Here is a 25,517-nt window from a genome sequence, read left to right on the forward strand (position 1 = left end):
CTGGAGATCTCGCTGCTCATGGTGCCCGTTCAGGTGCAGGCTGCTTGCTTTGCAAGCGAAGCTCACGCTGCTGCGTGCGCAGCAAGCGTTCTTGCGCGTTGAGCGCCAATTCTTGCAAGCGCAAAGGCTCAATGGCCTGTCGGCGCTCACGCCGCGCCGCAGTTTGGCAAGCGTTGACGGCAAATTTTTGCCAACACAGCGCCAACTGCGCCTCTTCTGTCTGCAAGATCGTTTGGCGCTGCAGCGCCAAAGCTTTGCGCTTTCGGTCAATGTCCTCGCTCATCTCGTCGGGCGACGGCGCAAAAGCGATGGGCGCAGACTGCTCGCTTGCGGCAGTGGGCGGTGCCAGAGGCTGCGCTGCATCCGCGCTGCTTTGCGCCTGCACATCGACAGTCAAGGCCAAAGCCAATGTCAAAGCCCAGGGCCAAGCCCGCGCAACTTCGGTCCATCTCAGCGGTTCAAACCCAGGGCGTGTCATGTGAGCTGTGTGTCCACCGTGCGGTGGGCCAATGCCAAAAATTCACTCGACTGCATTTCATGCAAACGCGACACCGTACGCGGAAACTCATGCGACATCGGGCCGGCGGTGTACAAGCCCTCGGGCGGGACAGCGGCCGACATGATGAGCTTGACCCGCCGGTCGTACAGCACGTCAATCAACCAGGTGAAGCGCCGCGCCTCAGACGCCATGCTGACGGGCATGTGCGGCACGTGGCTGAGCAACACGGTGTGGTATTGCGTGGCGATTTCGAGGTAATCATTTTGTGAACGTGGCCCACCACAAATGGCCTTGAAGTCAAACCAAACCACATCACCCGCACGGCGTTTGGCGGTGATGTCGCGCGCTTCAATGTGCAACACAGCGTCTTCGTCCGGCCCCGTGGCCAAGCGGTTGAAGGCATCGTCCATTTCTGCTTCGGCCTGATCCCCCAAAGGAGAATGGTAGAGCTTGACCCTCTCCAGCGTGCGGCGGCGGTAGTCGGTGCCGTTGTCTACATTGAGCACCTGCATGCGCTGGTTCAACAAAGCGATGGCGGGCAAAATGCGGTCGCGGTGCAAGCCGTCGGGGTACAGGCCGTCGGGCTCAAAATTGGAAGTGGTGACAAAGCCCACGCCGTTGTCAAACAGCGCCACCAACAGGCGGTGCAAGATCATCGCATCGGTGATGTCGGCCACATGGAATTCGTCAAAGCAAATCAGCTGGTAACGCTTGGCCATGCGCTTGCCCAACTCATCCAAAGGGTTCACCGTGCCCTGAATGACCGCCAATTCGCGGTGCACCTCGCGCATGAATTCGTGAAAGTGCAAACGCGTCTTGCGCTCGATGGGCACAGCTGCAAAAAAGCAGTCCATCAAAAAGCTCTTGCCGCGCCCCACCCCACCAAACATGTAGACGCCCTTGGGAATGTCGGGGCGGCTGCGAAATTTGCCGAGCAGGCCGGAGCGCTTGGATTTGTAGGCCGCCCACTCACTGGCGCAACGCTCCAGCGCCTCGATGGCGCGCAGCTGGGCCGGGTCGCTTTGGTAGCCGCGCTTATGGAGCTCTTCTTCGTAAACTTCACGAACAGACATGTGTGGGTGGCTCTTCAATTCAAATGACAAAACCCGGGGCCAGGCCCGGGTTTTAGGGATGCGGAACTTTAACCCAACTCACACGAAACCGCAGTTCCGAGTGTGCCATGGTCTCAGAAGTTCAGGGTGCGCTTGTCCACCGCCAAGGCCGCCTCTTTGGTGGCCTCGCTCAAACTGGGGTGCGCGTGGCAAATGCGCGCAATGTCTTCTGCGCTGGCACGGAACTCCATGGCCACCACGGCCTCGGCGATCAACTCCGAAGCCGATGGGCCCACGATGTGCACGCCCAAGATTTCGTCGGTCTTGGCGTCGGCCAGCATCTTCACCATGCCGGTCGTGTCGCCCAATGCGCGGGCACGGCCGTTGGCCAAGAACGGGAAAGTGCCCGCCTTGTAGGCCACGCCGTCGGCTTTGAGCTGCTGCTCGGTGCGGCCCACCCAAGCGATTTCGGGGCTGGTGTAAATGACCCAAGGGATGGTGTTGAAGTTCACATGGCCGTGTTGCCCGGCGATGCGCTCGGCCACGGCCACGCCCTCTTCTTCGGCTTTGTGCGCCAGCATCGGGCCACGCACCACATCGCCAATCGCCCAAACACCCGGCAGCTTGGTTCTGCAATCCGCGTCCACCACCACCGCGCCGCGCTCGTCCAGTTGCAGGCCCACGGCCTCGGTGTTCAGGCCGATGGTGTTGGCCACGCGGCCAATCGAGATGACCAGCTTGTCGGCCGCCAGCACCACAGCCTCGCCTTTGGCGTTGGTGTAGTTCACCGTCACGCCTTTTTTGCCGTTCACGATCTCGCCCACTTTCACGCCCAGCTCGATCTTCAGGCCTTGCTTGTCGAATGCCTTCTTGGCTTCCTTGGCGATTTGCTCGTCCACCGCGCCCAAGAAAGTGGGCAGGCCTTCGAGGATGGTCACGTCAGCACCCAAACGACGCCAGACCGAGCCCATTTCAAGGCCAATCACGCCAGAGCCAATCAAGACCAGCTTCTTGGGCACACTTGCCAAGCGCAAAGCGCCGTCGTTCGACAAGACATTGACCTCGTCAAACGGCGTGCCGGGCAAGGCACGGGCGTTCGAGCCGGTGGCGATGATGACGTGCTTGGCGGTGATGTCCTCTTCGGTTTTGCCCGCCACGTGGACGGTGTAGCCGCCCTCGGCTTGGCCCACAAAGCTGCCGCGACCGTGGAAAAACGTGACCTTGTTTTTCTTGAACAAATACAAGATGCCATCGTTGTTTTGCTTGACCACCATGTCTTTGCGCGCCAGCATTTTGGCGATGTCCATCGTCACGCCACTGGCGCTGATGCCGTGCTCGGCGAAGTGGTGGTTGGCGTGGTCAAAGTGCTCGCTGGACTGCAGCAAAGCCTTGGACGGGATGCAACCCACATTGGTACAGGTGCCGCCGGGCGCGGGGCCACCGGCGGCGTTTTTCCACTCGTCGATACAGGCGACTTGGAAACCGAGTTGGGCCGCGCGGATGGCCGCAATGTAGCCACCGGGGCCACCGCCGATGACGACGACGTCAAATTGTTTGCTCATGCGTTTCTTTCTCTTCAGTTATTCGTTGGAGCTTGACCCGTTTGGGCAACCCCTTTCAGGTAAAGCGTCTCTGGAGCCAAATCCAGCATGTCATCCCAAACCACCGTGCCGTTGGAGACATGCGCCTTGGCAAAGGCCCCCCCCAACTTCAGTCGTTGGAAAGCCGGAAATTCCAAGTAGGGTTTGACATCAAACGACTTGACCGAACCGTCTTTGAATTCAAGCCACAACTCAAAGTTGTCCAGCGCCTTGACCTTGGTCACGCGGGGCAAAAGAGGTTTGATTTCAGTCATTTGAGGGGGTCGATTCGAAAAAGATCGCGGCCTTGAACGGCCAATGACCAATTGGCCATCAGCTCTTCGGCGTGGATTTCAATCCAAGCTTCAACCAATCGCCGTTTGTTTTTTGGAAAATGCCCAGCCAAAAGTTCGGCACTGGGAATGGCAAAAACCGCCTCAAAGTCTTGGTAGAAAACATGGATGTGGGGCATGTGGTGTTCGCTGGTGTCCATGAAATACATGGACACCAAAACGCCATAGAACATCGAGATGGTTGGCATGCCTTCTGGGGGAAAGTCAGTGCGCGATCAGATGTCAAACAAAAGCCGCGCAGGGTCTTCCAGCGCTTCTTTCATGACCACCAGGCCCAACACGGCTTCGCGACCGTCGATGATGCGGTGGTCATACGACATGGCGAAGTAGTTCATGGGGCGCACCACGACTTGGCCGTTTTCCACCATGGCGCGGTCTTTGGTCGCGTGCACGCCCAAAATCGCCGACTGGGGTGGGTTGATGATGGGGGTGGACATCATCGAGCCAAAGGTGCCGCCGTTGCTGATGGAGAAGGTGCCGCCGGTCATCTCTTCCATGCCCAGCTTGCCGTCGCGGGCTTTGACGCCGAATTCAGCGATCTTCTTTTCGATGTCGGCAAAGCTCATCTGGTCGGCGTTGCGCAAGATGGGCACCACCAAACCACGGGGCGAACCCACCGCGATGCCGATGTCAAAATAGCCGTGGTACACGATGTCGTTGCCGTCCACCGAGGCGTTGAGCACGGGGAACTTCTTCAGGGCGTGCACAGCGGCCTTGACGAAGAAGCTCATGAAGCCCAGCTTGCAGCCGTGTTCCTTCTCAAAACGCTCTTGCATGCGCTTGCGCATCTCCATGACCGGGGCCATGTTGATTTCATTGAAGGTGGTGAGGATGGCGTTGGTCGATTGCGATTGCAGCAAACGCTCGGCCACACGGGCACGCAAACGCGTCATGGGGACACGCTGCTCGGGGCGCTCGCCCAAATCAACAGCAGGGCCAGAAACCTGAGGCAAGGCCTTGGTGGGCACGCCGGTCGGGATCACGGCGGCAGTCGTTTTGACGCCAACGGCCGCAGCCGAGGAGACGCCAGCTGGCACGGCAGCGAGCACATCGCCCTTGGTCACACGGCCGTCTTTGCCCGAACCCGCCACGGAGCCAGTGGCCAAGCTGTTGTCGGCCATGAGCTTGGCGGCGGCGGGCATGGCCACACCGGCCATGCTGCTGCTGGTGGTGGCTACAGCGGCAGCCGGTGCCGCGACCACGGCAGCAGTTGCAGCAGTTGCAGCAGCTGCAGAAGTTGCGGCCGGGGCAGCGGCCACTTTGCCATCGGTGTCGATGCGGGCGATCAGCTGCTCAGCGGCCACGGTGGCACCGTCAGCCTGCAAAATTTCAGACAAAACACCTGCCGAGGGAGCAGGCACTTCGAGCACGACTTTGTCGGTCTCGATTTCGATCAGGATTTCGTCGGCGGCAACGGTGTCGCCGACTTTCTTTTTCCACTGCAGCATGGTGGCTTCTGCCACGGACTCGGACAGTTGGGGAACTTTGACTTCTACGATGGCCATGATTTTTCCGTTGAACGTTGTACTTTGAATGGGGCGCAAGGCCTCTGGCGCTGACAGGTCAGCGCCAGAAGCTGGTTCACTTGGTCAACACAAAGCCCTTGAGCTTCGCGAAGGCCGCTTCGATCAGTGCTTTTTGCTGGTCCTGGTGCAGGTGCGAGTAACCCACCGCAGGCGAGGCGGAAGCTGCGCGACCGGCATAGCCCAACTTTTGTCCAGCATGCATGTTCTCGTGGATGTTGTGTTGGATGAAGAACCAGGCCCCCTGGTTTTGCGGTTCGTCTTGGCACCACACCAGGTCTGTGGCGTTGGGGTATTTTTTCAGCTCGGCTGCAAAGGCCTTGTGCGGGAAGGGGTAGAGCTGTTCCACGCGGATGATGGCCACGTCGTCGGCGCCCTGCGCTTCCCGTTGCTTGACCAGGTCGTAGTAGACCTTGCCCGAGCACGCCACCACGCGCTTGACCTTGTCGGCCTTGAGCGTTTTGTTTTCCGGGATCACGGTCTGGAAACTGCCCTGCGTGAACTCGGACACAGGCGATGTCGCGTCCTTGTTGCGCAGCAGCGACTTCGGGGTGAAGATGACCAAGGGCTTGCGCAGGTTGCGCACCATCTGGCGACGCAGCACATGGAAGATCTGGCTGGCCGTGGTGGGCTGCACCAGTTGCATGTTGGTGTCGGCCGCCAATTGCATGAAGCGCTCGACACGGGCCGAGCTGTGCTCGGGGCCTTGGCCTTCGTAGCCATGCGGCAGCATCAAGGTCAGACCGTTGACGCGGCCCCACTTGACTTCACCGGAAGCGATGAACTGGTCGATCACGACCTGTGCGCCGTTGGCGAAGTCGCCAAATTGGGCTTCCCAAATCACCAAGGTGTTGGGGTCGTTCGAGGCATAGCCGTATTCAAAGGCCAAGACCGCTTCTTCGGACAAGATCGAGTCGATGACCACAAACGGGGCTTGGCCGTCGGCAGCGTGCTGCAAGGGAACGTAGGTGCCCTCATCCCACTTCTCGCGGCTCTGGTCGTGAATCACAGCGTGGCGGTGCGTGAAGGTGCCACGGCCGCAGTCTTCGCCCGACAAACGCACGGGAAAACCGCTGGCGACCAAGGAGGCAAACGCCATGTGCTCGCCCATCCCCCAATCCACTGGCATGTCGCCACGGCCCATGGCCGCGCGGTCGGCATAGACCTTCTTGACCAGTTGATGGGGCGTCACGGTGTTGGGAATGGTCGATATTTTTTCGGCCAAGCGGCTCCATTCCGACAGGGGAATCGCGGTGTCACCCGCGTCGGTCCACTTCTTGCCCAAGAAGGGGGCCCAGTTGACGGTGTACTTGGTTTTGAAGTTGGTCAAGACGGGGTCGGCGGTGTGCTTGCCCGCGTCCAACGCAGCGCGATTGGCCTTGACCATGTCATCGCCCAGGGTATCGCCCAAGCCTTGCGCGGCCAACTTGTCGGCGTACATCTTGCGCGTGCCGGGGTGGGCCGCGATTTTCTTGTACATCAGCGGCTGGGTCAGCGAGGGGGTGTCTTGCTCGTTGTGGCCCAGCTTGCGGAAGCACACCACATCCAGCACCACGTCTTTGCGGAAGCTCATGCGGTACTCCAGGGCCAGTTGCGCGGCCATGACCACCGCTTCCGGGTCGTCGCCGTTGACATGCAAGACAGGCGCCTCGACCATCTTGACGATGTCGGTGCAAAACACGCTCGAACGCATGTCGCGTGGGTCTGATGTGGTGAACCCAATCTGGTTGTTGATGATGACGTGGACCGTTCCGCCAGTGGAGTAACCGCGTGTCTGAGCCAAGGCAAAGGTTTCTTGGTTGACACCTTGACCGCCAAAGGCGGCATCGCCATGCACCAACACAGGCAAAACTTGTTTGCCCAAGGGGTCACCCCGGCGGTCCATGCGGGCCCGCACCGAGCCCTCCACCACAGGGTTGACGATTTCCAAGTGCGAGGGGTTGAAGGCCAAGGTCAGGTGAACCGGACCACCGGTGGTGCTCACGTCTGAGCTGAAGCCTTGGTGGTATTTCACGTCACCGGCGGGCAACTCTTCGGGGGCGGTGTGGTCAAACTCGGCAAACATGTCGGCCGGCAATTTGCCCATGGTGTTGACCAGCACATTGAGGCGGCCCCGGTGGGCCATACCGATCACGACTTCTTGCACGCCTTGAGCACCGGCTTGCTGTATCAACTCGTCCATCGCGGCAATGAAGCTCTCGCCGCCTTCCAGTGAAAAGCGCTTTTGCCCCACGTATTTGGTGTGCAGGTAGCGCTCTAAGCCCTCGGCCGCGGTCAGGCGGTCGAGGATCTGCTTTTTCTTCTCGGCCGTGAAATTAGGCTTGCTGCGTATGCTTTCCAGCTTTTGCTGCCACCAGCGTTTTTCGGCCTGGTCGGTGGTGTACATGTACTCCGCGCCGATGGTGCCGCAGTAGGTTTCGCGCAGCGCATTGAGCAGCTCGCGCAAAGACATGCGGTTTTTGCCAAAAAATGTGTTGCTGGTGTCGAACACGGTTTCCTGGTCAGCGTCGGTGAAGCCGAAGAAAGCCGGGTCGAGGTCAGGAATATTGGGACGCTCGGTGCGCTTGAGCGGGTCCAAGTCGGCCCAGCGCTGGCCCACGTTGCGGTAGGCGGCGATCAGCTGTTGAACGGCGGTGCGCTTGCGGCCCATTTCAACATCCACACTGGCCATCACGACTTTGGTGCCACCGGACTTGGCCCGCTCGGCAAAAGCGTTGATGACGGGCAGATGGGGCACGTCTTTGGCGTTGCTGCCATCGACTGCGGGAACGTGCTGCAAAGCGTCGAAATACTCACGCCAAGAATCGGGCACGCCACCCGGATTGGCCAGGTAGTTCTCGTACATCTCTTCGACGTACGGGGCGTTGCCGCCAAACAAGTAGGTGTTGCCTTGGTAGGCAGCGTAGACGGAATTAGTCTCGCTCATATTTCGCTGACCTCCGTTTCCCTCGGGGAAACATAAGTTGGTTGAGATTTACCTCCCGCGACACGGCTGAACCGGTTGGCGGATGCGACTGTGGCAATGGAAGGGCCTGAGTACAGCAGGTATTGTGCCACGCCCAATCCGACACCCAACTGACAAAGCGGGGCAATCGGGGGCGGATTGACACCGACCCGACAAATAAAAACCCCGCCTGAGCGGGGTCTGGGCACTTTCAAAGTGGCTCTGGCTGGGATCAAATTTTGAGCTGGTCCACAACCTGCTGCAAGGCAGCCGGGTCGTCCATGGTGGTCAAATCTCCCGGATCGCGCCCTTCAGCCACCGCCTGAATCGCGCGGCGCAACAGTTTGCCGCTGCGCGTCTTGGGCAAAGCCGTGACAAACAGCACACGCGAAGGACGCGCGACCGCACCCAGTTGCGAGTCCACCACCTTCATGACTTCCCCCTCTAACTTGAAGCGCGCCGCAGCATCGGTCAGGCCAGAGCTGTCCTTGGCAATCGCAAAAGCCATGGCCACCTGCCCTTTGAGCGGGTCGGCCACGCCGACCACCGCCACTTCGGCGATGTTGGGGTGGCTGGAGATGCTTTCTTCGATCTCGCGGGTGCCCAAGCGGTGACCGGCCACGTTGATCACGTCATCGGTTCGGCCGAGGATGAAGTAATAACCGTCTTCGTCGCGCAGCGCCCAGTCGAAAGTGCTGTACACCAGCTTGCCCGGCACGGTCTTCCAGTAAGTTTTGACGAAACGCTCGTCGTCGCCCCAGATGGTTTGCAGGTTGCCAGGGGGCAGGGGCCCTTCGATGGTCAACACGCCTTTTTGGTTCGCGCCGGTCAACTCTTCGCCCGTTTGGTCGTCGACCAGCTTGACGTTGTAACCGTAGATCGCTTTGCCGGGCGAGCCGAATTTGCTGGGCGCTTTTTCCACGCCGTTGCAAATGCTCAAAATAGGCCAACCGGTTTCGGTCTGCCAGTAGTTGTCAATGATTGGCTTGCCGTTGAGCCCTTCAGAAATCCATTTGGCGGTGGGCTCATCCAGCGGCTCACCGGCCAAAAACAGGGCCTGCAAACTGGACAGATCGTATTTGCTCAGCAAGGCCGGGTCTTGTTTTTTCAGCACGCGAATGGCCGTGGGCGCGCTGAACATGACGTTCACCTTGTACTTCTCGACCAAGCTCCACCAAATGCCGCCGTCGGGGCGAATCGGCAGGCCTTCATACAGGATGGTGGCCATGCCACCGATCAGCGGACCGTAGATGATGTAGCTGTGACCCACCACCCAGCCAATGTCGCTGGTGCAAAAGAAGGTGCCGCCCGGTTTGCCTTCAAACACATGGGGCATGCTGGCGGCCAAGGCCACGGTGTAGCCGCCGGTGTCGCGCTGCACACCTTTGGGCTTGCCGGTGGTGCCCGAGGTGTAGAGGGTGTAGCTGGGGTGGGTGGACTCGACCCACTCGCAGGGCACCACCGCATCCATGTGCTGGGCGCGTTGGGTGGCGTAATCCACATCGCGGCCCGCCACGGGGGTGAAAGCCGCCAGTTGGCGGTCCACCATGACCACTTTGGCGGGTTTGTGCGCCGACAGCTGTATGGCTTCGTCCAGCAGTGGCTTGTAGGGCACGACCTTGCCGCCGCGCGAACCTGCGTCAGCGCTGATGATGACTTTGGGCGAAGCGTCTTCAATGCGGGTGGCCAGCGAGTGCGAGGCAAAACCGCCAAACACCACCGAGTGGATGGCACCCAAACGCACACAGGCCAGCATTGCAAAAGCGGCCTCAGCAAGCATGGGCATGTAAATCAGCACGCGGTCACCCTTGACCACGCCCAGGTCTTGCAAGACAGCGGCCATGCGCTGCACTTCGGCGTGCAGGTCACGGTAGGTGTAAGTTTTTTCCGTGTCGGTCTCGGTCGAGACAAAAATCAGCGCCGGCTGGTCGGCCCGCTCGGCCAAGTGGCGGTCCACGGCGTTGTGGCACAGGTTGGTTTGACCGCCCACGAACCATTTGGCAAACGGCGGCTTGCTGTAGTCACAGATTTGCTGCGGCGGCACCTTCCAATCCACCCGCTTGGCCTGCTCGGCCCAAAAAGCGTCTCGGTCCTTGAGCGACCGGGCGTGAAAATCTGCAAAATTGCCCATGAATGTCTCCTGAAAGCCCACCAATAAAAAAGCCCTTGAAGACAGGGGTCTGATGCGCGACGGCCCTGCACTTCTGAATTCATAATTATGACCAAGGGACTTGCAACAAGCTGACTTTGTGTGGCTGGCCTGAGGCTTTCTGTGGCGGTTGCCATGCCGCCAGACTGCCTTGCCCGGCCGTGCAAGCCGTTCACTTGAACAAGGTTTGCAGCAACTTGAAATCGGGGTGCTCGGCCGTACGAACCCACTCAAAAGCCACCATCTCGGCGGTCACCAACTCGGCACCAGCCCCGGCCAAACGGTCGTAGGCCGCATCGCGGTTGCGCTCAGTGCGCGAACTGCAAGCGTCGGTCACCACCCACACCTCAAACTCGTCTTCGAGCAAATTGAGCGCGGTCTGCATCAGGCAAATATGGGCCTCGCAGCCCGCCAAGACAATGGTTTTGCGCTCTTGGGCATCTGCTTGAGGTTTTTGCAGGTGGCGCGGCAAACTGCGGGCGTTGCCGCGCGGGGCCTGCACCGGCGCGGGCTGCAGCCATTCGCCCAGGCCTTCTTCGACAGCGCTGAACTGCATCTTGGCCAATACCTTGCGGCAATGCTTGCGCAGCTCGGGCGGCATTTCACCCAAGCGCGAGGGGTTTTGCTCGGTGCCCCATATCGGCACGGCCAAGGCCTGGGCCAATGTGGCGAGCCGGGCAGCGTTGGCCCAAACCAACTCGGCGTCCCGCATTGCGGGCTTCAAACGGGCTTGAAAATCCACCAACACCAGCTGGCTTGCGTCTGCGTCGATCAACATAAGGGGTCCTTGATTTGTTCTGGCCAGATTGTGGCAGCTGAGCCCGTGCGGCCCAAAATGTCAGCGGCCTGCGCCCAACGACATGTGCTCATTTCCAACACCTCCAAGCGCCTTTTACCCTGGCCCTGGCACAGCCCATGTGCTGCCGACATCCCAGCTCAGGCCCGGGATGACAAAGCTCAAGGACATTCAAAGTCAGCTCCCCCCTGTCGTCAGCTGGCAGGGCAAAAAATGAATCCAAAAATATCCGTTATGCTCTTGGCCATGCATTGGCTCATTATTTTTTCTTTGTCCTCAGTCTTGACCATCCCCGCTTGGGCTTTTCCAGCGGAAGAAAACTCGGCAAGGGGTTTGACCGAGCGCAGCTTGGCCTCGCAAATCGGTGGGCAATTGAACCATGTCAGGGACAAGGCCAGCGACCAAGCCACGGGCATGGTCGAGCAAGCGATGAAGCTCTTGGGCGTGCCCTACCGCCGGGGTGGCACCAGCGAGGTCACGGGTTTTGATTGCAGCGGCTTTGTGCGCCACCTCTACGAAAAGTCGCTGGGCCAAATCCTGCCTCGCCGAGCGGTGGACCAAGCCCGGGCCACCGAGGTCATTGCGCGTGAAGAACTCCAACCCGGCGATTTGGTGTTTTTCAACACCATGCGACGGGCTTTCAGCCACGTCGGCATTTACGTGGGCGATGGCAAATTCATCCACGCGCCCAGGACCGGTAAATCGGTTGACATTTCCGACATGCGCAGCGCCTATTGGCAAAAACGCTTCAACGGTGCACGCCGCGTGCCCGTGAACAGCGACAATGCCAAGCATGAAAACCCAAATTGACCACCTCGTGGTGATGGCCACCACCTTGGGCGAGGGCGTCCAGTGGTGCGAAGAAACCCTGGGCATCACCCCCGGCCCGGGCGGCGAGCACGAAAAATACGGCACCCACAACCGCCTGTTCAAAATCGCTTCGCCCAGCTTCCCCTTGGCTTACTTTGAGATCATCGCCATCAACCCGGCGGCCGTGATTCCTAAGCGCGCCCAAGTGCCCCGCTGGTTCGACATGGACAATGCCGCAGTGCAAAAAGCCGTGGCCCAAGGCCCACGCCTCATCCACTTTGTCAGCAGCACCGACGACGTGAAAGCCGCACGCCATGTGCTGCGCACCCAAGGCATAGAACGCGGCCAAGTGGTGCACGCGAGCCGCAAATCGAGCAAAGGCACCTTGAACTGGCAAATCACCGTGCGTGAAGACGGCGAACGCCTTTTTGATGGCAGCTTGCCCACTTTGATTCAGTGGGGCAAGCCCGAGGCCACCGACCCGCTGCGCCTGCACCCGCGCAACAGCCTGCCGCGTTCTGGCGTCACGCTGCAAAGCCTGTCCGTGCGCCACCCCAGCGCGGCCAAACTGCAAGCGGCTTACGATGCCATCGGCTTGACCGGCATCGCCATCGAAGCGGGCGAGGCCAACTTGGTGGCCACGCTGCAAACCCCCAAAGGCTTGGTGCAGCTGCAAAGCTTGGGTTTGTGAAGCCCAGACTCCACACACTCCGCCCAACGCTCACACCCGCCGCCCCGCTGAACGCTGAACGCTCAACGCTGAACGCTCAACGCCGCACGCCAAACACCTGCTTAATGGTCTGGACCCTGGCATAAGCAGCCAGCAGCTTTTGGTGCGTGGCACAGCCGTCCATTTGCAGGCCCGGGGCCGAGAGGCCCATGAAGCGGTCGGTTTGTGCAATCAAGGCTTGCGCCTGGCCCACGGCCGATGCGCCATACAACTGGCGCAAAGCCGTGAAGTACGGCCCGGTGTTGCCGCCGTCCGACAATTGGATCAGGGTCTCGACGCAGGCGTACACGGCCCGGCGCTGCGCTGCGATCTGCTCAAAATGGCGAATCCACTCGCAGCCCTGCAGCGTGGCCTCTTCGTTACCCGAGGCCAGCGCCAGCAGGGTTTTGAGCTCGCCCACGCGCAGGTCAGCCCAAAATGAACCCGCATCGGCCGCCATGCCAAGCACAGCGGCGACGGGGCGCGGGTCGGCCAAGCCGGATTCGTTCAGTCTGGCCAGCAGGTCCTCGCATTCGTCATCGCCCAAATCGGGCAGGTTCAAGATCGCCTCGCGCAGCGGGTTGGCGATGCTGTTGTTCGCAAAATCCAGATCGTCCACGGGGTAAATCTCGGACATGCCGGGCACCAAAATGCGGCAGCCGTACACGCCCAAATGCTCAAAATCGGCGATGTAAATGTCCAAACCCGCGTCGTGGATTTTGTTCACCGACCAAGCGTAGTCTTGCGCCGTGGTGCTGGAAAAGTTCCAGTCCACGAACACATGGTGGGGGATTTCGCTCAAAAAATTCCAGTGAATCAGACCACTCGAATCCGCAAAGTGGGTTTCGATGTTGGACGCACTGGCGGCTTCTTCGAGGTCAAACGTGGGCGGCAAAAAGCCTTTGAGCGTGTCAAGCGCCCGGCCCTGCAGCAACGCGGTCAGGGCGCGCTCCAGTGCCACTTCAAAGCGCGGGTGCGCGCCAAAACTGGCCAAGCAACCCTGGTCTTCGGGGTGCAACAAGGTGACATTCATCACCGGGTATTGACCGCCCAGCGAGGCGTCTTTCACCAAAATGCCAAAGCCTGCGGCCCGCAAAGCGGTCACGCCTGCGGCGATGCGTGGGTAACGCTTGATCACCGCCTCGGGCACATCGGGCAGGCAAATGCCCTCGCCGATGATGCGGCCCTTGACGTGGCGCTCAAACACCTCAGACAGGGCCTGCGTGCGGGCCTCGGGCGCGGTGTTGCCAGCCGACATGCCGTTGCTCGCATACAGGTTGCCGATGATGTTGACCGGGATGAAAGCGGTGCTGCCATCACGTTGACGCACAAAAGGCATGGCGCAAATGCCGCGCGCTTCAAAGCCCGAGTTGAACTCGACCAGCTTGAGCGCCGAAACAGCGCCCTCGGGGTTGTAAAACGCGTGCAATTGAGCGTTCAAAATGCCCTCAGGCCAGGCCTCATCTTCGGGCACATCAAACCAGCGCTCTTGCGGGTCATGCACAAAGTCTTGCTGGGCGATGTCGGGCCCCAGGTAGCAGTGGGACCAAAAGTAATTGGTCGACAAGCGCTCCAAAAACTCACCCAAGGCGCTGGCCAAACAGGCCAAGCGCGTCGCGCCCTTGCCGTTGCTGAACAAAATCGGGCAGTCGCGGTCACGGATGTGCACCGACCAAATGCCCTCGACCGGGTTGAGCCAGCTCATTTCCTCGATGTGAAAACCCAGCGCTTGGAGCTTGGCCTGCAGCGACTGAACAGTGGCTTCAAGCGGCGCGTCTTTGCCGGGAATGTAGCTGGGTGAATTCACGGCAAAGCCTTGTCAAGAAGTTGCCCGGTTTGGACAAGACCGCATTCTGCCTGTCAAACACAGGCCATCGACATGGCCTCATGAGGCAGCGGTTTGTGCGGGCATTTTGGGCAAAGTGAGCAACAGCGCCATGCCCAACACCATCACAGCCGCCGTCAGCCACAAAGCGCCTTTGAAACTGCCCGTGGCCTGTGCCATGGCCCCGGCCACCACGGGGGCCAGCATTTGCGCTGCGCCGTAGCTCAAGGTCAAACGGGCCATCGCCTTGCCCGGGTTTTGCGGCGCGCGCCGCCCCACCAGCGCCAAAGTCAGGCTCACAATGCCGATGAAGGTGGCGCCATAGCCCACCGCGCCGAACAAGGCCGCAAGCAAGCTGCCGGACAAAGCGGGCAAAACAATGGCAACGGTCTGCAGTCCAAAGGCCAGCAACAAGGCGGGGATGTCGCCCAAGCGCCGCGCCACACGGTCCCACAAAAAAACAGCCGGCATGGCTGCCAAGCCCACCAGTGCCCAAGCCAAAGCCCCCAGCCCGGCCAAGGCCGGTTCGCGCTCCACAATGGCCACGGTGAACGTGGCACTGATGACAAACCCCCAACCCGCCGCAAAGTAACTCAACGCCATGGTCGCCATCCAGCGGCGCGACACCGCAGCCTGCGGCAAAACCACGGCCGAAGGCATGGGCGCTGGCGGCACAGGGGGTCGCCAACGCCACGCCGGTACAAAAAACACCACCCCCAGCGCGGCAAAAGCCAACCACTGGTGCGACCACAGCGTCCAAATGCCCGACAACACCCAAGAGCCCAGTGCCGACACCACGATGCCCAGCCCAAGACCAATGAACAAGACCCCCAACTCGGGCCTGCGGCCCTGGCGCATCAACCAGCCCAGCACCAAGCCCGAGCCCAGCAACATGCCGGTGGCCCCGCACAAACCTCCCAAAAAGCGCCACAGACCCCAAGCAGGCCACCAACTCGACAAAGCCATGGCCGCCGTGGTGAACAAAGCCATCCACAAGCCAGCGCTGTAAAAACGGTGACGCCAACGCACATCGTCCATCCAAGATGCCACCAAGGCACCCAAGATGTAACCCGCATAGTTGAGCGATGCCAAGCCCCCCGCCTGCGCGTCGTTCAAACCGGTTTGGGCTTGCAAAGCAGGCAACAAAGGCGTGTAGGCAAAGCGCGCCAAGCCAATGGTCAAGACCAAGCCACAAATGCCCCCGACCATGACCTGCCAAGCCTGCAGGGGACGGGTCTGGAATGGGCTGGACGGCTTGGGCATGTGCGGGGTTTGGGTTGAGCAGTGCCATTGTGGCCTTCTGCCCACAGTCCAAAGCCCCCGCCCAAGGCCAACGGGCCAGCGCGCTCGGCTTTCGCGTCACTCACATGACAGGGCTGCAAAGGCCCAAAGGGTTTCCACCATGCACGGCGCTGGTCTGCCAGCCTAAAGTGAAATGCCCCAGGAGACCCTCATGCCCACCCCTTCACAAGCATTCCAACTTGACCCATCAGCGAGCCCTTTTGCGTGGGCTTTGCCCGCGTGTCGACGACTTGTCACCCAACATTTCAGGCGCAGCATGAGTCTTGTGCTGCTTGGCCTGGGCGCGCTCGGCGCGTCGAATGCCATGGCGCAGGCATTTCCAACCAAGCCTTTGCGCTTGGTGGTGACCTTCCCCTCGGGCGGCGCACCCGACATCTTGGCCCGTTTGTTCAGCGAAAAAGCGCAACTGGGCTTCCCGGTGGTGGTGGACAACCGGCCCGGCGCGGGCGGCAACATCGGGGCCGACAACGTCGCCAAGTCGCCCGGCGACGGCCACACCCTCGTGATGGGCACCGTGGGCACGCACTCGATCAACGGGGCGCTCTACGAAAAAATGCCCTACGACATGGTGAAAGACTTCAGCCCCATCTCGCTGATCGCCTCGGCCCCCAACTTGCTGGTGGTCAACAACGACCTGCCCGTCAAAACCGTGCCCGAACTGATCGCCTACATGAAGGCCAACCCCAACAAGCTCTCGTTTGGCTCGCCGGGCATCGGCACCTCGGTGCACGTTTCGGGCGAACTCTTCAAGTCGCTGACCGGCACCAGCATGGAGCATGTGCCCTACAAGGGCCGACAATTTGCCATCCCCGACCTGATCGGCGGCAGCATCCAGCTCATGTTTGACAACATGCCCTCGGCCCTGCCCATGGCCAAGGAAGGCAAAATCCGCGCGCTCGCCCAAACCACGGCCACCCGCTCACCCGCTGCGCCCGATGTCCCCACGGTGGGCGAGTTTGTGCCCGGTTTTGAAGCCACCACATGGTTTGCCATGTTTGCCCCGGCCAATGTGCCACGCCCTGTGATCGACAAGCTCAATGCCGAGGTGCTGCGCGTGTTCAAGCTGCCCGAAGTGCAAGAGCGCCTGAAGACCCTGGGCCTGGACCCCGTGCTGTCCAGCCCCGCTGAATTGGCGCGCTACCAAGCCAGCGAAATCACCAAATGGGCCAAAGTGGTGAAAGACTCGGGCGCCAAAGCGCAGTGAGGCGGTGGGCTGCTGCGGGCCCAAGCTGGGCCTGCAGCCTGCCGCCTGCTGCAGGGGCAAGACCGCACCTGATCCGCCCCAGCTGCCGCTGTGCCATCAACGCCGCCCGCTGCCCGGCCTGGCAAATTCGGCGTCCACCCAGGCTTGGGCACTTTGTCGGCTGAGCTTGAAACCGGCATCCACCTTCACCTCGGCCAAGGCCTCACCCAACTCATCCTGCGCACTCAAAGTGGCGTAAGGGCTGTCCTCGTCGGGCACGATGTCCAGGCACACCGTCACCCGGCCGCTCAAGCCATTCACCGTCACCGACTGGTGCAGCGTGGCGTGCAGCTGCTGCTCGCTGCGGCGCACAAACTCGCTGGCGGTTTTCACCAAGGTGATGAAGGCCGAACCGTCCAGCGGCTTGGGGTTCTTTTTGTCGCGGCCCATGGTCCACGGCCCCACCAAGGCGGGTTCAGATGCGCCATCTTTGTACATGGCCACGGCCCAACCATCGTCGTCGTCGTTTTTGATGACTTGGGCAGTCCATTGCTCGTTTTGCCAACGGCGGGGTTCTTGAACCAGCGGGGTGTCGGGGGTGTGGTCGGTCATGGTGTCATCGTTCAAAAGTTGCGGCCCATCATGCCTCAAGGCTGCAAATGCCAAGCCAGCAAGAGCACCTGAGGCACACCTTGTTCGCGCAGCAGCGCGGCCGCCACCGTGGCGGCCCAGCGGGTGCGCACCTGGGTGGCCACCAGCAGCACCGGCCCGGCGGGCAGAGCGGCATCGGCAGCCAGGCAAATGGCCGACTCGAGGTGCAACACCACGGGCGAAGAGGCACTGTCGTCGGGCGCAGGGCCGCCGCGCCAGCTGAACACATCGTGCAAGGGCAAGCGGCCTTTTTGCGCGATGTGCGCCGCCAATTGCTGGTTGGCGGCCATGTTGGGTGCGGGCAGCGGCACCACGCACACGGGCCGCGCAGGCCAGTTTTTGGCCCACCGGCCCAGCGTGGCCAAGGCCCCGGCCAGCAGCTCAGGCGGCAGCGCTCGCGCTGAGCTGGCCCCCGAAAAGGCCGTGCGCCAAGTCTGCAGCTCGCTCAACGCATTCAGCCAAGCCGGGTCATCGGCAAAGGCCACAGCGCGGCCCGCATCAAAACCGCGAATGCTGCCCTTGCGCCCCACACCGGCAGGCCAGCGCTTGCGCGGCTCAATCTCCACATCCATGCCGCGCAAAAAGTCGCGGGCGGCCAGCAGTTTGTCGGGTGATGGCGACAGTCCAGGAAAAGGCAGCTGGCCGGTGCACACCGAGCAGCGCCCGCAAGGCGCGGGCGACGGGTCGTCCAATGCGGTTTGCAAATACGCCATCAGGCAGCCCGCACCGTGCGCGTACTGGCGCATGATGTCGGCCTCTTGCTGACGCACTTGGGCCAGCGCCGTCCATTTGGCCGTGTCGTGCTCATAGGGCACACCCGTGGCGCGCCAAGTGGGGCCGTCTTTGTCGACCACGCCTTGCACGGCCAAAATTTTGAGCAGCGCTTCCAGCCGCCCCCGGCGCACGCCAGTGTCGGCTTCGATGTCGAGCAGGCTGCGCGCCTGGCTTTCTAAGCTGCTCAGCACTTTGGCCGCCGTGGCGGCGTCTGGAATTGACGCGGTGGCAAAGTAGTCCCAAATGCGCTCGTCGGCATCCGACGGCAGCAACACGCCTTCGGCATGCGCCACCGCCCTGCCCGCCCGACCCACCTGCTGGTAATAGGCCACCGGGGTGGCGGGCGAGCCCACATGCACGCAAAACCCCAGGTCCGGTTTGTCGTAACCCATGCCCAGCGCCGAAGTGGCCACCACCGCCTTGACCTGGTTGTGCCGCAAGCGCTCTTCCACCTGCAAGCGGGTGTCGGCGTCGGTCTGGCCGGTGTAGGCCTCGACCGCGTGGCCGCAGCTGCGCAAAAACGCGGTCAAGCGCTCAGCCTCGGCCACCGTCAGCACATAGACAATGCCCGAGCCGGGGAGTTGTTCCAGGGCGCTTGCCATCCAGGCGTAGCGCTGCAAGGGCGACAAACCGGGCACCACCGACAGCCTGAGCGAGGTGCGCGCCAAGCTGCCACGAAAGGTCAGCGTGCCCACGCCCAACTGCTTGCCAATGTCTTGGGTGACCCGCTGGTTGGCCGTGGCCGTGGTGGCCAGCACGCTGGCCGTGGGCGTGGACAAGAGCGCGCGCGCCAGCCGCTGGTAGTCGGGCCGAAAGTCAAAACCCCAGTCGCTGATGCAATGCGCCTCGTCGATCACGATCAGGCCCACTTTGGCGAGCAAAGCGCCCAGGCGCGCCGCAAAGCGCGGGTTGCCCAGGCGCTCGGGCGAGACCAGCAGCACATCGATCACGTCTTGGTCCAGCCGCTCAAACACCTCGTCCCAGTCTTCGATGTTGGTGGAGTTGACGGTGGCCGCCTTCAGCCCCGCCCGCTCGGCGGCGCTGACTTGGTCGCGCATCAGCGCCAACAGCGGCGAGACCACCAGCGTGGGGCCCGCGCCCGTGCTGCGAATGGCGTGCGTGGCCGCCCAGTACACCGCCGACTTGCCCCAGCCCGTGGCTTGCACCACCAGCACGCGCGAGGCCGGTTGCAGCACGGCATGCACCGCGTCCAACTGGTCGGCACGGGGCCTTGCAGCGGGTCCCGCCAAACGGGCCAGCACGGTGTGCATGTGCTGCTCGGCAAAGTCGCGCAAATGCGCTTGTGGGAGGGCTTGATTTGGCATATGTAAAGGCGATAGCCTGCAAGCATTTGAAATTTGAAGCCCTCTATTTTGGGCGCAAGGACCACGACTTGGCCAGCATCCAAATTCCTGCTGACGCGTCAGCATCAGCCGCCACGCGCTTTGGGCTCGCAACATGTGGCGCACCCGACCAGCGTACGCCCTTTGTCTCAGCCATCTCGGCGCTGAGCTGGAGGCACAAAAGGCACAGCAGATGTTCGCCAAGGGCCACTGTGTTCAACGCATCCCGGCTCAGGGCCGGGATGACAAAAAAGCATGCATCAACGCCATCGGGCCGTGTTCATCGCAAAGGTTTGCAAACGCATTTCAAACACCGCGAGGCTGTTGCGCGCACAGCCCCCTGGAAGTGGGTGTCGATCCGTGGCCTGATCAAAAGCGTTCCATGGCTTCGACCCTGTGTTTGACGGGCGCATCAGGGACAGGTTTGTTTATTGATTAATAAATTATTAAATAAATCACTAAATAAATTAGTTATGATCCATTTTTTAAAAGGAGATAGATACATGCGCTCTAGCCAAACCCTGCTGTTCACAGCCATCACGCTCGCCATCTTGACCGCCTGCGGCGGGGGGGGCAACGATGACAACCAGACCGGCATGGCCTCCGGCAACCAGTCCGGTAATGCCCTCAGCGGCACGGTTATCGATGGCTACATCGAAGGCGCCACCGTCTGCCTCGACAGCAACAGCAACGGCGCCTGCGACGCCGACGAAACCTCGGTCACAACCGGAAAAGATGGCCAATTCAAACTCGAAGTTGGCGCGACCAGCACCGCCGGTTTGAACCTGGTGGTGGACATTCCCAAAACCGCCAAAGACTCGGACGACAACGGCTTAACTTTGGAGCAAGCTGGCAAATCGGGCTACACCATGGCCACCACGGCCGACCAGCCCAGTGTGATCACGCCCTTGACCACGCTGTTGGTGAGCAAAATCAAAACCGATGGCCTGACGATGGCTGCCGCCAAGGCCCAAGTCCTCAAAGACCTGGGCTTGCCAGAAAACACCAATTTCCACGAAGACCACATCAAAGCGCCCAATCCACTGGTGCACAGCATGGCGCGTGAAACCGCAGCGCGTTTGCAAAAAGCCCAAGCGGCGTATGAAGCCCTGCCCGCCAAGGACCGGCCCAAGGACAGGTTGAAAGATTTTGCTGACAAGTTCAAAGCGGCCGATGCTCAACTCGGTACCTTGGTTAAAAACACCCCATTGACCAAGCTGCCCACCAAGGTTGCCAATTTGGCCACAGGCCAATTGGTAATTTACAAAATGCGCAATGTCAAGGGTGAACTGATCAACGCATCGGCCCTGCTCTTCACGCCCAAAGAATCAGCCCCCACCGGCGGCAGACCCTTGGTGGTGTTTGGCCATGGCACCACAGGCATTGACAGCCTCTGCGCGCCCAGCAACATTTTGCAAGCCACGGGCGTTTTGGGCTATGAACCGTTCATCACCGCCATGCTCGAGAAGAATTTGGCGGTGATCATGCCCGATTACGAAGGCCGCGGCCCAGCGACCGAGGACGTGCCCAATGCACACCCCTACCTGCACTTGGGCAGCGCCGGGCAATCGTTTGCCTTGTCGGCCGTAGCGGCCAAAGCCGTGACTGACGCGAATCTCTCTGGCGCTTGGGCTGCATTTGGCCATTCACAAGGTGGCCACGCCGCCTTGGCGGCCGCGCAATTTTCAGAATTGGCCAAGAAACAATCAACGACTCTGAGCTACAAAGGCACCGTGGCCGTGGCACCTGCGTCGAACTTTTTGCCAGCGCTGAACTTGATGACCGACAGCATCGCCAAAGCGCCCGCTGCCCTTGCGTCCTTTGATCTGCTTGGCACATCCAACTTTTACGCCTCTTATCTGATTCAAGGCAGCAGCTTCACCACCAAACCAATCGATCCCAAAATCGTATTGGGTGCACGCCTGCAAGAGGTGCACAAAAAAGCCAACACCTGCTTGGGCGCTTACTTCGCGACGCTTGAAGCAGACATCACTGCCTTTGCAGATGAAAAAAAACCCGCCACGGCCTACACCGGCGTCATCGTGTCTGAAATCAACAAACCGTCCGTGGCCAGTGTTTTGAAAGCCATGGAGCCAGGCACCTTCAAACTCCCCGGCAAAACTTTGATTGTTCAAGGCGCGTCTGATACGACCGTGTTGCCCACCGCCAGCGACATTTTGCAAAAACTCATGAAAGCCAAAGGCAGTGAGACAAATTACCAGCTGTTCGCGGATGTCACCGGCCAACCGGCCACTCATTCCGGTGTGTTGGCCATCCCTGCTGCACAACAGGCTATTTTTAACCACATCAGCGCGCTGTTCACCCCCCCCGCCCCTTGAAGAGACGAGCGGAGCCCGAGCCAATGTGCACCGCCTCATTGGCTCAAACCCGATGTGCGCCCTGTCACCCCGGCTCAGGGCCGGGTGACAGCGACACAGGCCAAGGTGACAAAAAAGGACAGGCTGAGCGCGCCAATGGCAGGGACAGAAGAATGGGTTTTGCCGCCAAGCCATGCCCACTGCGCAAGGCCAGCACAAGCTAATCACGACGGCGCAATGGCTTGAGCAAATCACTCAAACCATTGTGGTCAATCTCATGCATCAACTGCAGAAGTTGGCCGATCTCGCCCTTGGGAAACCCCTCGCGCGCAAACCAGTTGAGGTAGTTGCCCGGCAAATCGGCGATCAAGCGGCCTTGGTGTTTGCCAAAAGGCATGGGCGTATTGACCAGTTTGACCAAGTCATCGGGCTTCAAGCTGCACTCCGATCCAAGGTCGGCGCATCCAGCCAATCGCGTACAGCCGCGTGAAACGCCTCGGGTCGAGAAACCATCACCCAGTGCCCACAGGGCAAACCCAGCACCGCACTGCCCGGCGTGGCGGCGGTTTGCGCCAGCCATTTTGAAGAATGAAACATGAAGGGTTTGCGTTCACCGTACACAAACAACAAAGGCATGGCCAACTTGACCTGCGATGCATGTTTGAAACCACCCGCCGCTCCAAGCCACTGCATGGCATAGGGGTAATTCATCAAATGGCTGATGCGCTCAGGCGGGGTCGGGCAACGCAACCAACGGGCCATGGCGCGGGTCATGCGGGTGCCTGTTGATGGGCTGAAACGGTGACCCAGCAGCCAAGCCACCGCCAACCAAAGCTGGTAGCCCATGACAGCGAGTTTTTCCTTTGCGCCCCATTCCCGCAACAAAGCACGCGAGTTATGGTCGCCCACATCCACCGCCACCACACGCGAGACACGCGTGGGGTGACGCATGGCAAATTCATAGCCAAAAATGCAGCCCCAGTCGTGCAGCAACAAAACCACCGCTTGGTCGGGGCTGATGCGGTCAACAATCTGGCGCAGCAAGTCGCACATCTCATCCAAACTGGTGGCCGAAGGGCCTTGCTCAAAGCCGGGCAAGGTCAAACGGGCACAGGCGAACCGGTCTTGCAGCGCGAGCACAGTGCCATCCCACAAAGCCCGGGTGTCGGGCCAACCGTGCAACATCACCACCGTCTGACCCACCCCCAAACCACAGCCTTGCAAACAAACCTCGGTACCGTTGATGGTCATCACCGACTCATTGGAAACAGTCACAAAAACTCCTTGCGTCTTCAACGAAACTCAACCAAGCAGCAACCCATGGATCGCTTCGTGCCTCGCGATGACAGGGAAGTGCCTCGCGATGACGCCTGAATTACCGTCACTGCGAGGAGCGCAGCGACGTGGCAGTCCATGGATCGCTTCGTGCCTCGCGATGACGGGGAACTGGGTGGCGGTGACGGGGAAGTGCCTCGCGATGACGCCTGCATCACCGTCACTGCGAGGAGCGCAGCGACGTGGCAGTCTATGGATCGCTTCGTGCCTCGCGATGACGGGGAACTGGGTGGCGGTGACGGAGAAGTGCCTCGCGATGACGCCTACACCACCGTCACTGCGAGGAGCGCAGCGACGTGGCAGTCCATGGATCGCTTCGTGCCTCGCGATGACGGGGAAACACCTCGCGATGACGGGGAAGTGGGTGGCGATGACGGGGAAGTGCTTCACAGGGCCTTGGCCAAGCGGGACACGCCTTGCAAGATTTTGTCCTCGCCCACGGTGGCAAAGCTCAGGCGGAAGGTGGTGTGGTCGGGGTGGGCGCAGAAAAACGGTGTGCCCGGCACAAAGGCCACGCCTTGTTCGATGGCGCGTTTGGCAAACACATTGCCGTCGTTCACCTGGCCGCCCGCACCGGTCAGGCGCGCCCAGACAAACAGGCCTCCTTCGGGCTGGACGAACTGAACCGCATCGCCCAGCTCACGGCGCAGCGCGTCGCCCATGGTTTGGGCGCGCTGGGCGTACACGGCTCGCACCTTGTCCAAGGTGGCGGGCATGCGCCCGGCCAACAGGTACTGCGCCGCTGTGGCTTGCGCAAAGGTGCTGGTGTGTGCGTCGCTGAACTGCTTGCACATGGTGGCGCGGGCCAGCAGTTCTTCGGGTGCGACCATCCAACCCACACGCAAGCCGGGTGAAAGCACTTTGGACAGCGAACCGCAGTGCACCAGCAGCTCGCGGCTGCCGGGCACGCTGCTGCTCATGGCCAACAAGCTGGGGGGTGGCGCTGCGCCAAAGTACAAATCGCCATAAGGGTCGTCTTCGACGATCAGGGTTTGGTGCTTGACGGCCATCTCCAACACTTGGCGGCGGCGTTCGGCGCTGAGCAAGGCGCCGCTGGGGTTGCCGAAAGTGGGGATCAGGTAGACGAACTTTGGCTTGTGCTCGGCGACGAGTTTTTCCAGTTCGTCGGTTTTGACGCCCTGCCCGTCCACCGGGGCGCTGATGAGCTCGGCCCCATACAAGCGAAAACACTGGATGGTGGCCAAAAAGGTCGGGCCTTCCACGATCACCTTGTCGCCCGGGCTGATCATGGTTTTGCCGATCAGGTCCAGCGCCTGCTGGCTGCCGGTGGTCACGATCAACTGGTTGGCGGCCACGTCGGTCGCGCCTTTTTGCGCCATGAACTGGGCCAGTTGTTCGCGCAGCGGGCCAAAACCCTCGGTCGCGCCGTATTGCAGGGCCGCGCCGGGGTCTTGGCTGAGGGCGGCATTGCTGGCTTCGCGGATGCCGTCCACGTCAAACATGGCGCTGTCGGGAAAGCCCCCGGCAAAACTGATGATGCCGGGCTTGCCCAGCAGCTTGAAGAGTTCGCGGATGGCGGAGGTCTCGACATTGTTCAGACGGTCGGCAAATTGCAAAGGCATGGTGTATCTTCCCGGGTTGAATTCCTCCCATTTTGCCAACATACCGACGCCATGAAGCCCGCACAGATCGAATCTTTTTTCGCCACCTTGCAAGCCGCCAACCCCCTGCCCGTGACCGAGCTGGAATACACCAGCGTGTTTGAGCTGCTGGCAGCCGTGCTGTTGTCGGCCCAGGCCACCGACGTGGGCGTGAACAAAGCCACGCGCCGCCTGTTCCCGGTGGCGGGCACCCCCCAAAAGATTCTTAATTTGGGGCTGGAGGGCCTTGAAGGCTACATCAAGACGATTGGTCTGTACCGCAGCAAAGCCAAGCACCTGATGGCAACTTGCCGCATCTTGGTCGAACAACACGGCGGCCAGGTGCCGCGCAGCCGCGAAGCCTTGGAGACGCTGCCCGGCGTGGGCCGCAAAACCGCCAATGTGGTGCTCAACTCGGCCTTTGGCGAGCCCACCATGGCGGTGGACACGCATATTTTTCGCATGGGCAACCGCACCGGTCTGGCCCCGGGCAAAACCCCTTTGGCGGTTGAGCTGAAACTGCTCAAACGCATTCCGGCCCGCTATTTGGTGGACGCCCACCACTGGTTGATCTTGCACGGACGCTATGTGTGCCAAGCGCGCAAACCACTGTGCGGGCAATGCTCGGTGGCGGCGTTTTGCGACTTCAAACCCAAAACCGCTTGACATTCGGCGGCTCGATGCCGGGCCAAGCCCGCGATGACCGGCGCCGAACAAGCACTGAACAGACCCTGAACAGCCTCGTCAAGCACGGCATGCCACAGCCTGGC

Annotated in this window: 21 protein-coding genes; 5 read left to right on the forward strand and 16 right to left on the reverse strand. The window is 60.9% G+C overall.

Going from position 1 to position 25,517, the window contains the following annotated elements; translation table 11 throughout:
• Positions 1–16 precede the first annotated feature (16 nt).
• The 9 genes from ACIQ39_RS06100 to ACIQ39_RS06140 form a co-directional block, all read right to left on the reverse strand.
• Positions 17–478, reverse strand: coding sequence for a hypothetical protein (locus ACIQ39_RS06100; protein ID WP_396433721.1), 462 nt, complete (start codon positions 476–478; stop codon positions 17–19).
• A complete protein-coding gene (zapE, locus tag ACIQ39_RS06105) occupies positions 475–1,572 on the reverse strand; it encodes a cell division protein ZapE (protein ID WP_396433722.1) in 1,098 nt (365 codons plus the stop codon). The genes ACIQ39_RS06100 and zapE overlap by 4 nt, the downstream gene beginning before the upstream one ends.
• A gap of 113 nt (positions 1,573–1,685) precedes the next feature.
• On the reverse strand, positions 1,686–3,113 hold the full coding sequence (lpdA, locus tag ACIQ39_RS06110; protein WP_396433723.1) for a dihydrolipoyl dehydrogenase: 1,428 nt from the start codon (positions 3,111–3,113) through the stop codon (positions 1,686–1,688).
• A gap of 14 nt (positions 3,114–3,127) precedes the next feature.
• Positions 3,128–3,406, reverse strand: a complete 279-nt coding sequence (locus tag ACIQ39_RS06115; protein WP_396433724.1) for a DUF2442 domain-containing protein — start codon at positions 3,404–3,406, stop codon at positions 3,128–3,130.
• On the reverse strand, positions 3,403–3,672 hold the full coding sequence (locus ACIQ39_RS06120) for a DUF4160 domain-containing protein (protein WP_396433725.1): 270 nt from the start codon (positions 3,670–3,672) through the stop codon (positions 3,403–3,405). The genes ACIQ39_RS06115 and ACIQ39_RS06120 overlap by 4 nt, the downstream gene beginning before the upstream one ends.
• A gap of 27 nt (positions 3,673–3,699) precedes the next feature.
• A complete protein-coding gene (gene odhB, locus ACIQ39_RS06125; protein ID WP_396433726.1) occupies positions 3,700–4,989 on the reverse strand; it encodes a 2-oxoglutarate dehydrogenase complex dihydrolipoyllysine-residue succinyltransferase in 1,290 nt (429 codons plus the stop codon).
• 76 nt (positions 4,990–5,065) lie between these two features.
• On the reverse strand, positions 5,066–7,933 hold the full coding sequence (locus ACIQ39_RS06130) for a 2-oxoglutarate dehydrogenase E1 component (RefSeq protein WP_396433727.1): 2,868 nt from the start codon (positions 7,931–7,933) through the stop codon (positions 5,066–5,068).
• A 250-nt stretch (positions 7,934–8,183) separates the two neighbouring features.
• Positions 8,184–10,082, reverse strand: coding sequence for a propionate--CoA ligase (locus tag ACIQ39_RS06135; RefSeq protein ID WP_396433728.1), 1,899 nt, complete (start codon positions 10,080–10,082; stop codon positions 8,184–8,186).
• A 190-nt stretch (positions 10,083–10,272) separates the two neighbouring features.
• A complete protein-coding gene (locus ACIQ39_RS06140) occupies positions 10,273–10,878 on the reverse strand; it encodes an isochorismatase family protein (RefSeq protein WP_396433729.1) in 606 nt (201 codons plus the stop codon).
• Positions 10,879–11,142: 264 nt separating this feature from the next.
• Between ACIQ39_RS06140 and ACIQ39_RS06145 the strand changes: the two genes are divergently transcribed.
• Together ACIQ39_RS06145 and ACIQ39_RS06150 are read left to right on the forward strand one after the other, a co-directional pair.
• Positions 11,143–11,706, forward strand: coding sequence for a C40 family peptidase (locus tag ACIQ39_RS06145; protein WP_396433730.1), 564 nt, complete (start codon positions 11,143–11,145; stop codon positions 11,704–11,706).
• The gene (locus tag ACIQ39_RS06150) at positions 11,690–12,397 is read left to right on the forward strand and encodes a VOC family protein (RefSeq protein ID WP_396433731.1); all 708 of its coding nucleotides are present in this window, start codon (positions 11,690–11,692) and stop codon (positions 12,395–12,397) included. The genes ACIQ39_RS06145 and ACIQ39_RS06150 overlap by 17 nt, the downstream gene beginning before the upstream one ends.
• A gap of 76 nt (positions 12,398–12,473) precedes the next feature.
• Here the strand turns inward: ACIQ39_RS06150 and ycaO are convergent, their stop codons facing one another.
• A complete protein-coding gene (gene ycaO, locus ACIQ39_RS06155; protein WP_396433732.1) occupies positions 12,474–14,222 on the reverse strand; it encodes a 30S ribosomal protein S12 methylthiotransferase accessory factor YcaO in 1,749 nt (582 codons plus the stop codon).
• A 78-nt stretch (positions 14,223–14,300) separates the two neighbouring features.
• Entirely contained in the window at positions 14,301–15,503 is a 1,203-nt protein-coding gene (locus ACIQ39_RS06160; protein WP_396433733.1) for a YbfB/YjiJ family MFS transporter, read from the reverse strand.
• Between the two features lie 295 nt (positions 15,504–15,798).
• Here ACIQ39_RS06160 and ACIQ39_RS06165 point away from each other — a divergent pair, with 295 nt between their 5' ends.
• A complete protein-coding gene (locus ACIQ39_RS06165) occupies positions 15,799–16,746 on the forward strand; it encodes a Bug family tripartite tricarboxylate transporter substrate binding protein (RefSeq protein ID WP_396433734.1) in 948 nt (315 codons plus the stop codon).
• A 96-nt stretch (positions 16,747–16,842) separates the two neighbouring features.
• Here the strand turns inward: ACIQ39_RS06165 and ACIQ39_RS06170 are convergent, their stop codons facing one another.
• Together ACIQ39_RS06170 and ACIQ39_RS06175 are read right to left on the reverse strand one after the other, a co-directional pair.
• Positions 16,843–17,337 (reverse strand): hypothetical protein, encoded by a 495-nt coding sequence (locus ACIQ39_RS06170; RefSeq protein WP_396433735.1) that lies wholly within the window; start codon positions 17,335–17,337, stop codon positions 16,843–16,845.
• Positions 17,338–17,372: 35 nt separating this feature from the next.
• Positions 17,373–19,475 carry a RecQ family ATP-dependent DNA helicase gene (locus ACIQ39_RS06175; RefSeq protein WP_396433736.1) on the reverse strand — a complete coding sequence of 701 codons (2,103 nt, stop codon included), beginning with the start codon at positions 19,473–19,475 and terminating at the stop codon, positions 17,373–17,375.
• Positions 19,476–19,996: 521 nt separating this feature from the next.
• Here ACIQ39_RS06175 and ACIQ39_RS06180 point away from each other — a divergent pair.
• Positions 19,997–21,832 (forward strand): alpha/beta hydrolase family protein, encoded by a 1,836-nt coding sequence (locus tag ACIQ39_RS06180; RefSeq protein WP_396433737.1) that lies wholly within the window; start codon positions 19,997–19,999, stop codon positions 21,830–21,832.
• 199 nt (positions 21,833–22,031) lie between these two features.
• On the opposite strand, the gene ACIQ39_RS06185 is transcribed toward ACIQ39_RS06180, so the two are convergent.
• The 3 genes from ACIQ39_RS06185 to ACIQ39_RS06195 all read right to left on the reverse strand — a co-directional run bounded on the left by ACIQ39_RS06185 (position 22,032) and on the right by ACIQ39_RS06195 (position 24,729).
• On the reverse strand, positions 22,032–22,247 hold the full coding sequence (locus ACIQ39_RS06185; protein WP_396433738.1) for a DUF3820 family protein: 216 nt from the start codon (positions 22,245–22,247) through the stop codon (positions 22,032–22,034).
• Positions 22,244–23,086: an alpha/beta fold hydrolase gene (locus ACIQ39_RS06190; protein WP_396433739.1), complete on the reverse strand. Its 843-nt coding sequence runs from the start codon at positions 23,084–23,086 to the stop codon at positions 22,244–22,246. Before ACIQ39_RS06190 ends, ACIQ39_RS06185 begins: the two co-directional genes overlap by 4 nt.
• A gap of 446 nt (positions 23,087–23,532) precedes the next feature.
• On the reverse strand, positions 23,533–24,729 hold the full coding sequence (locus tag ACIQ39_RS06195) for a PLP-dependent aminotransferase family protein (protein ID WP_396433740.1): 1,197 nt from the start codon (positions 24,727–24,729) through the stop codon (positions 23,533–23,535).
• A gap of 51 nt (positions 24,730–24,780) precedes the next feature.
• Between ACIQ39_RS06195 and nth the strand changes: the two genes are divergently transcribed.
• Complete coding sequence (nth, locus tag ACIQ39_RS06200) at positions 24,781–25,413, forward strand: endonuclease III (protein ID WP_396433741.1); 633 nt, start codon at positions 24,781–24,783, stop codon at positions 25,411–25,413.
• Positions 25,414–25,517 lie beyond the last annotated feature (104 nt).

This window comes from Limnohabitans sp. (assembly GCF_044361645.1).
Classification (GTDB): Bacteria; Pseudomonadota; Gammaproteobacteria; order Burkholderiales; family Burkholderiaceae_C; genus Limnohabitans_A.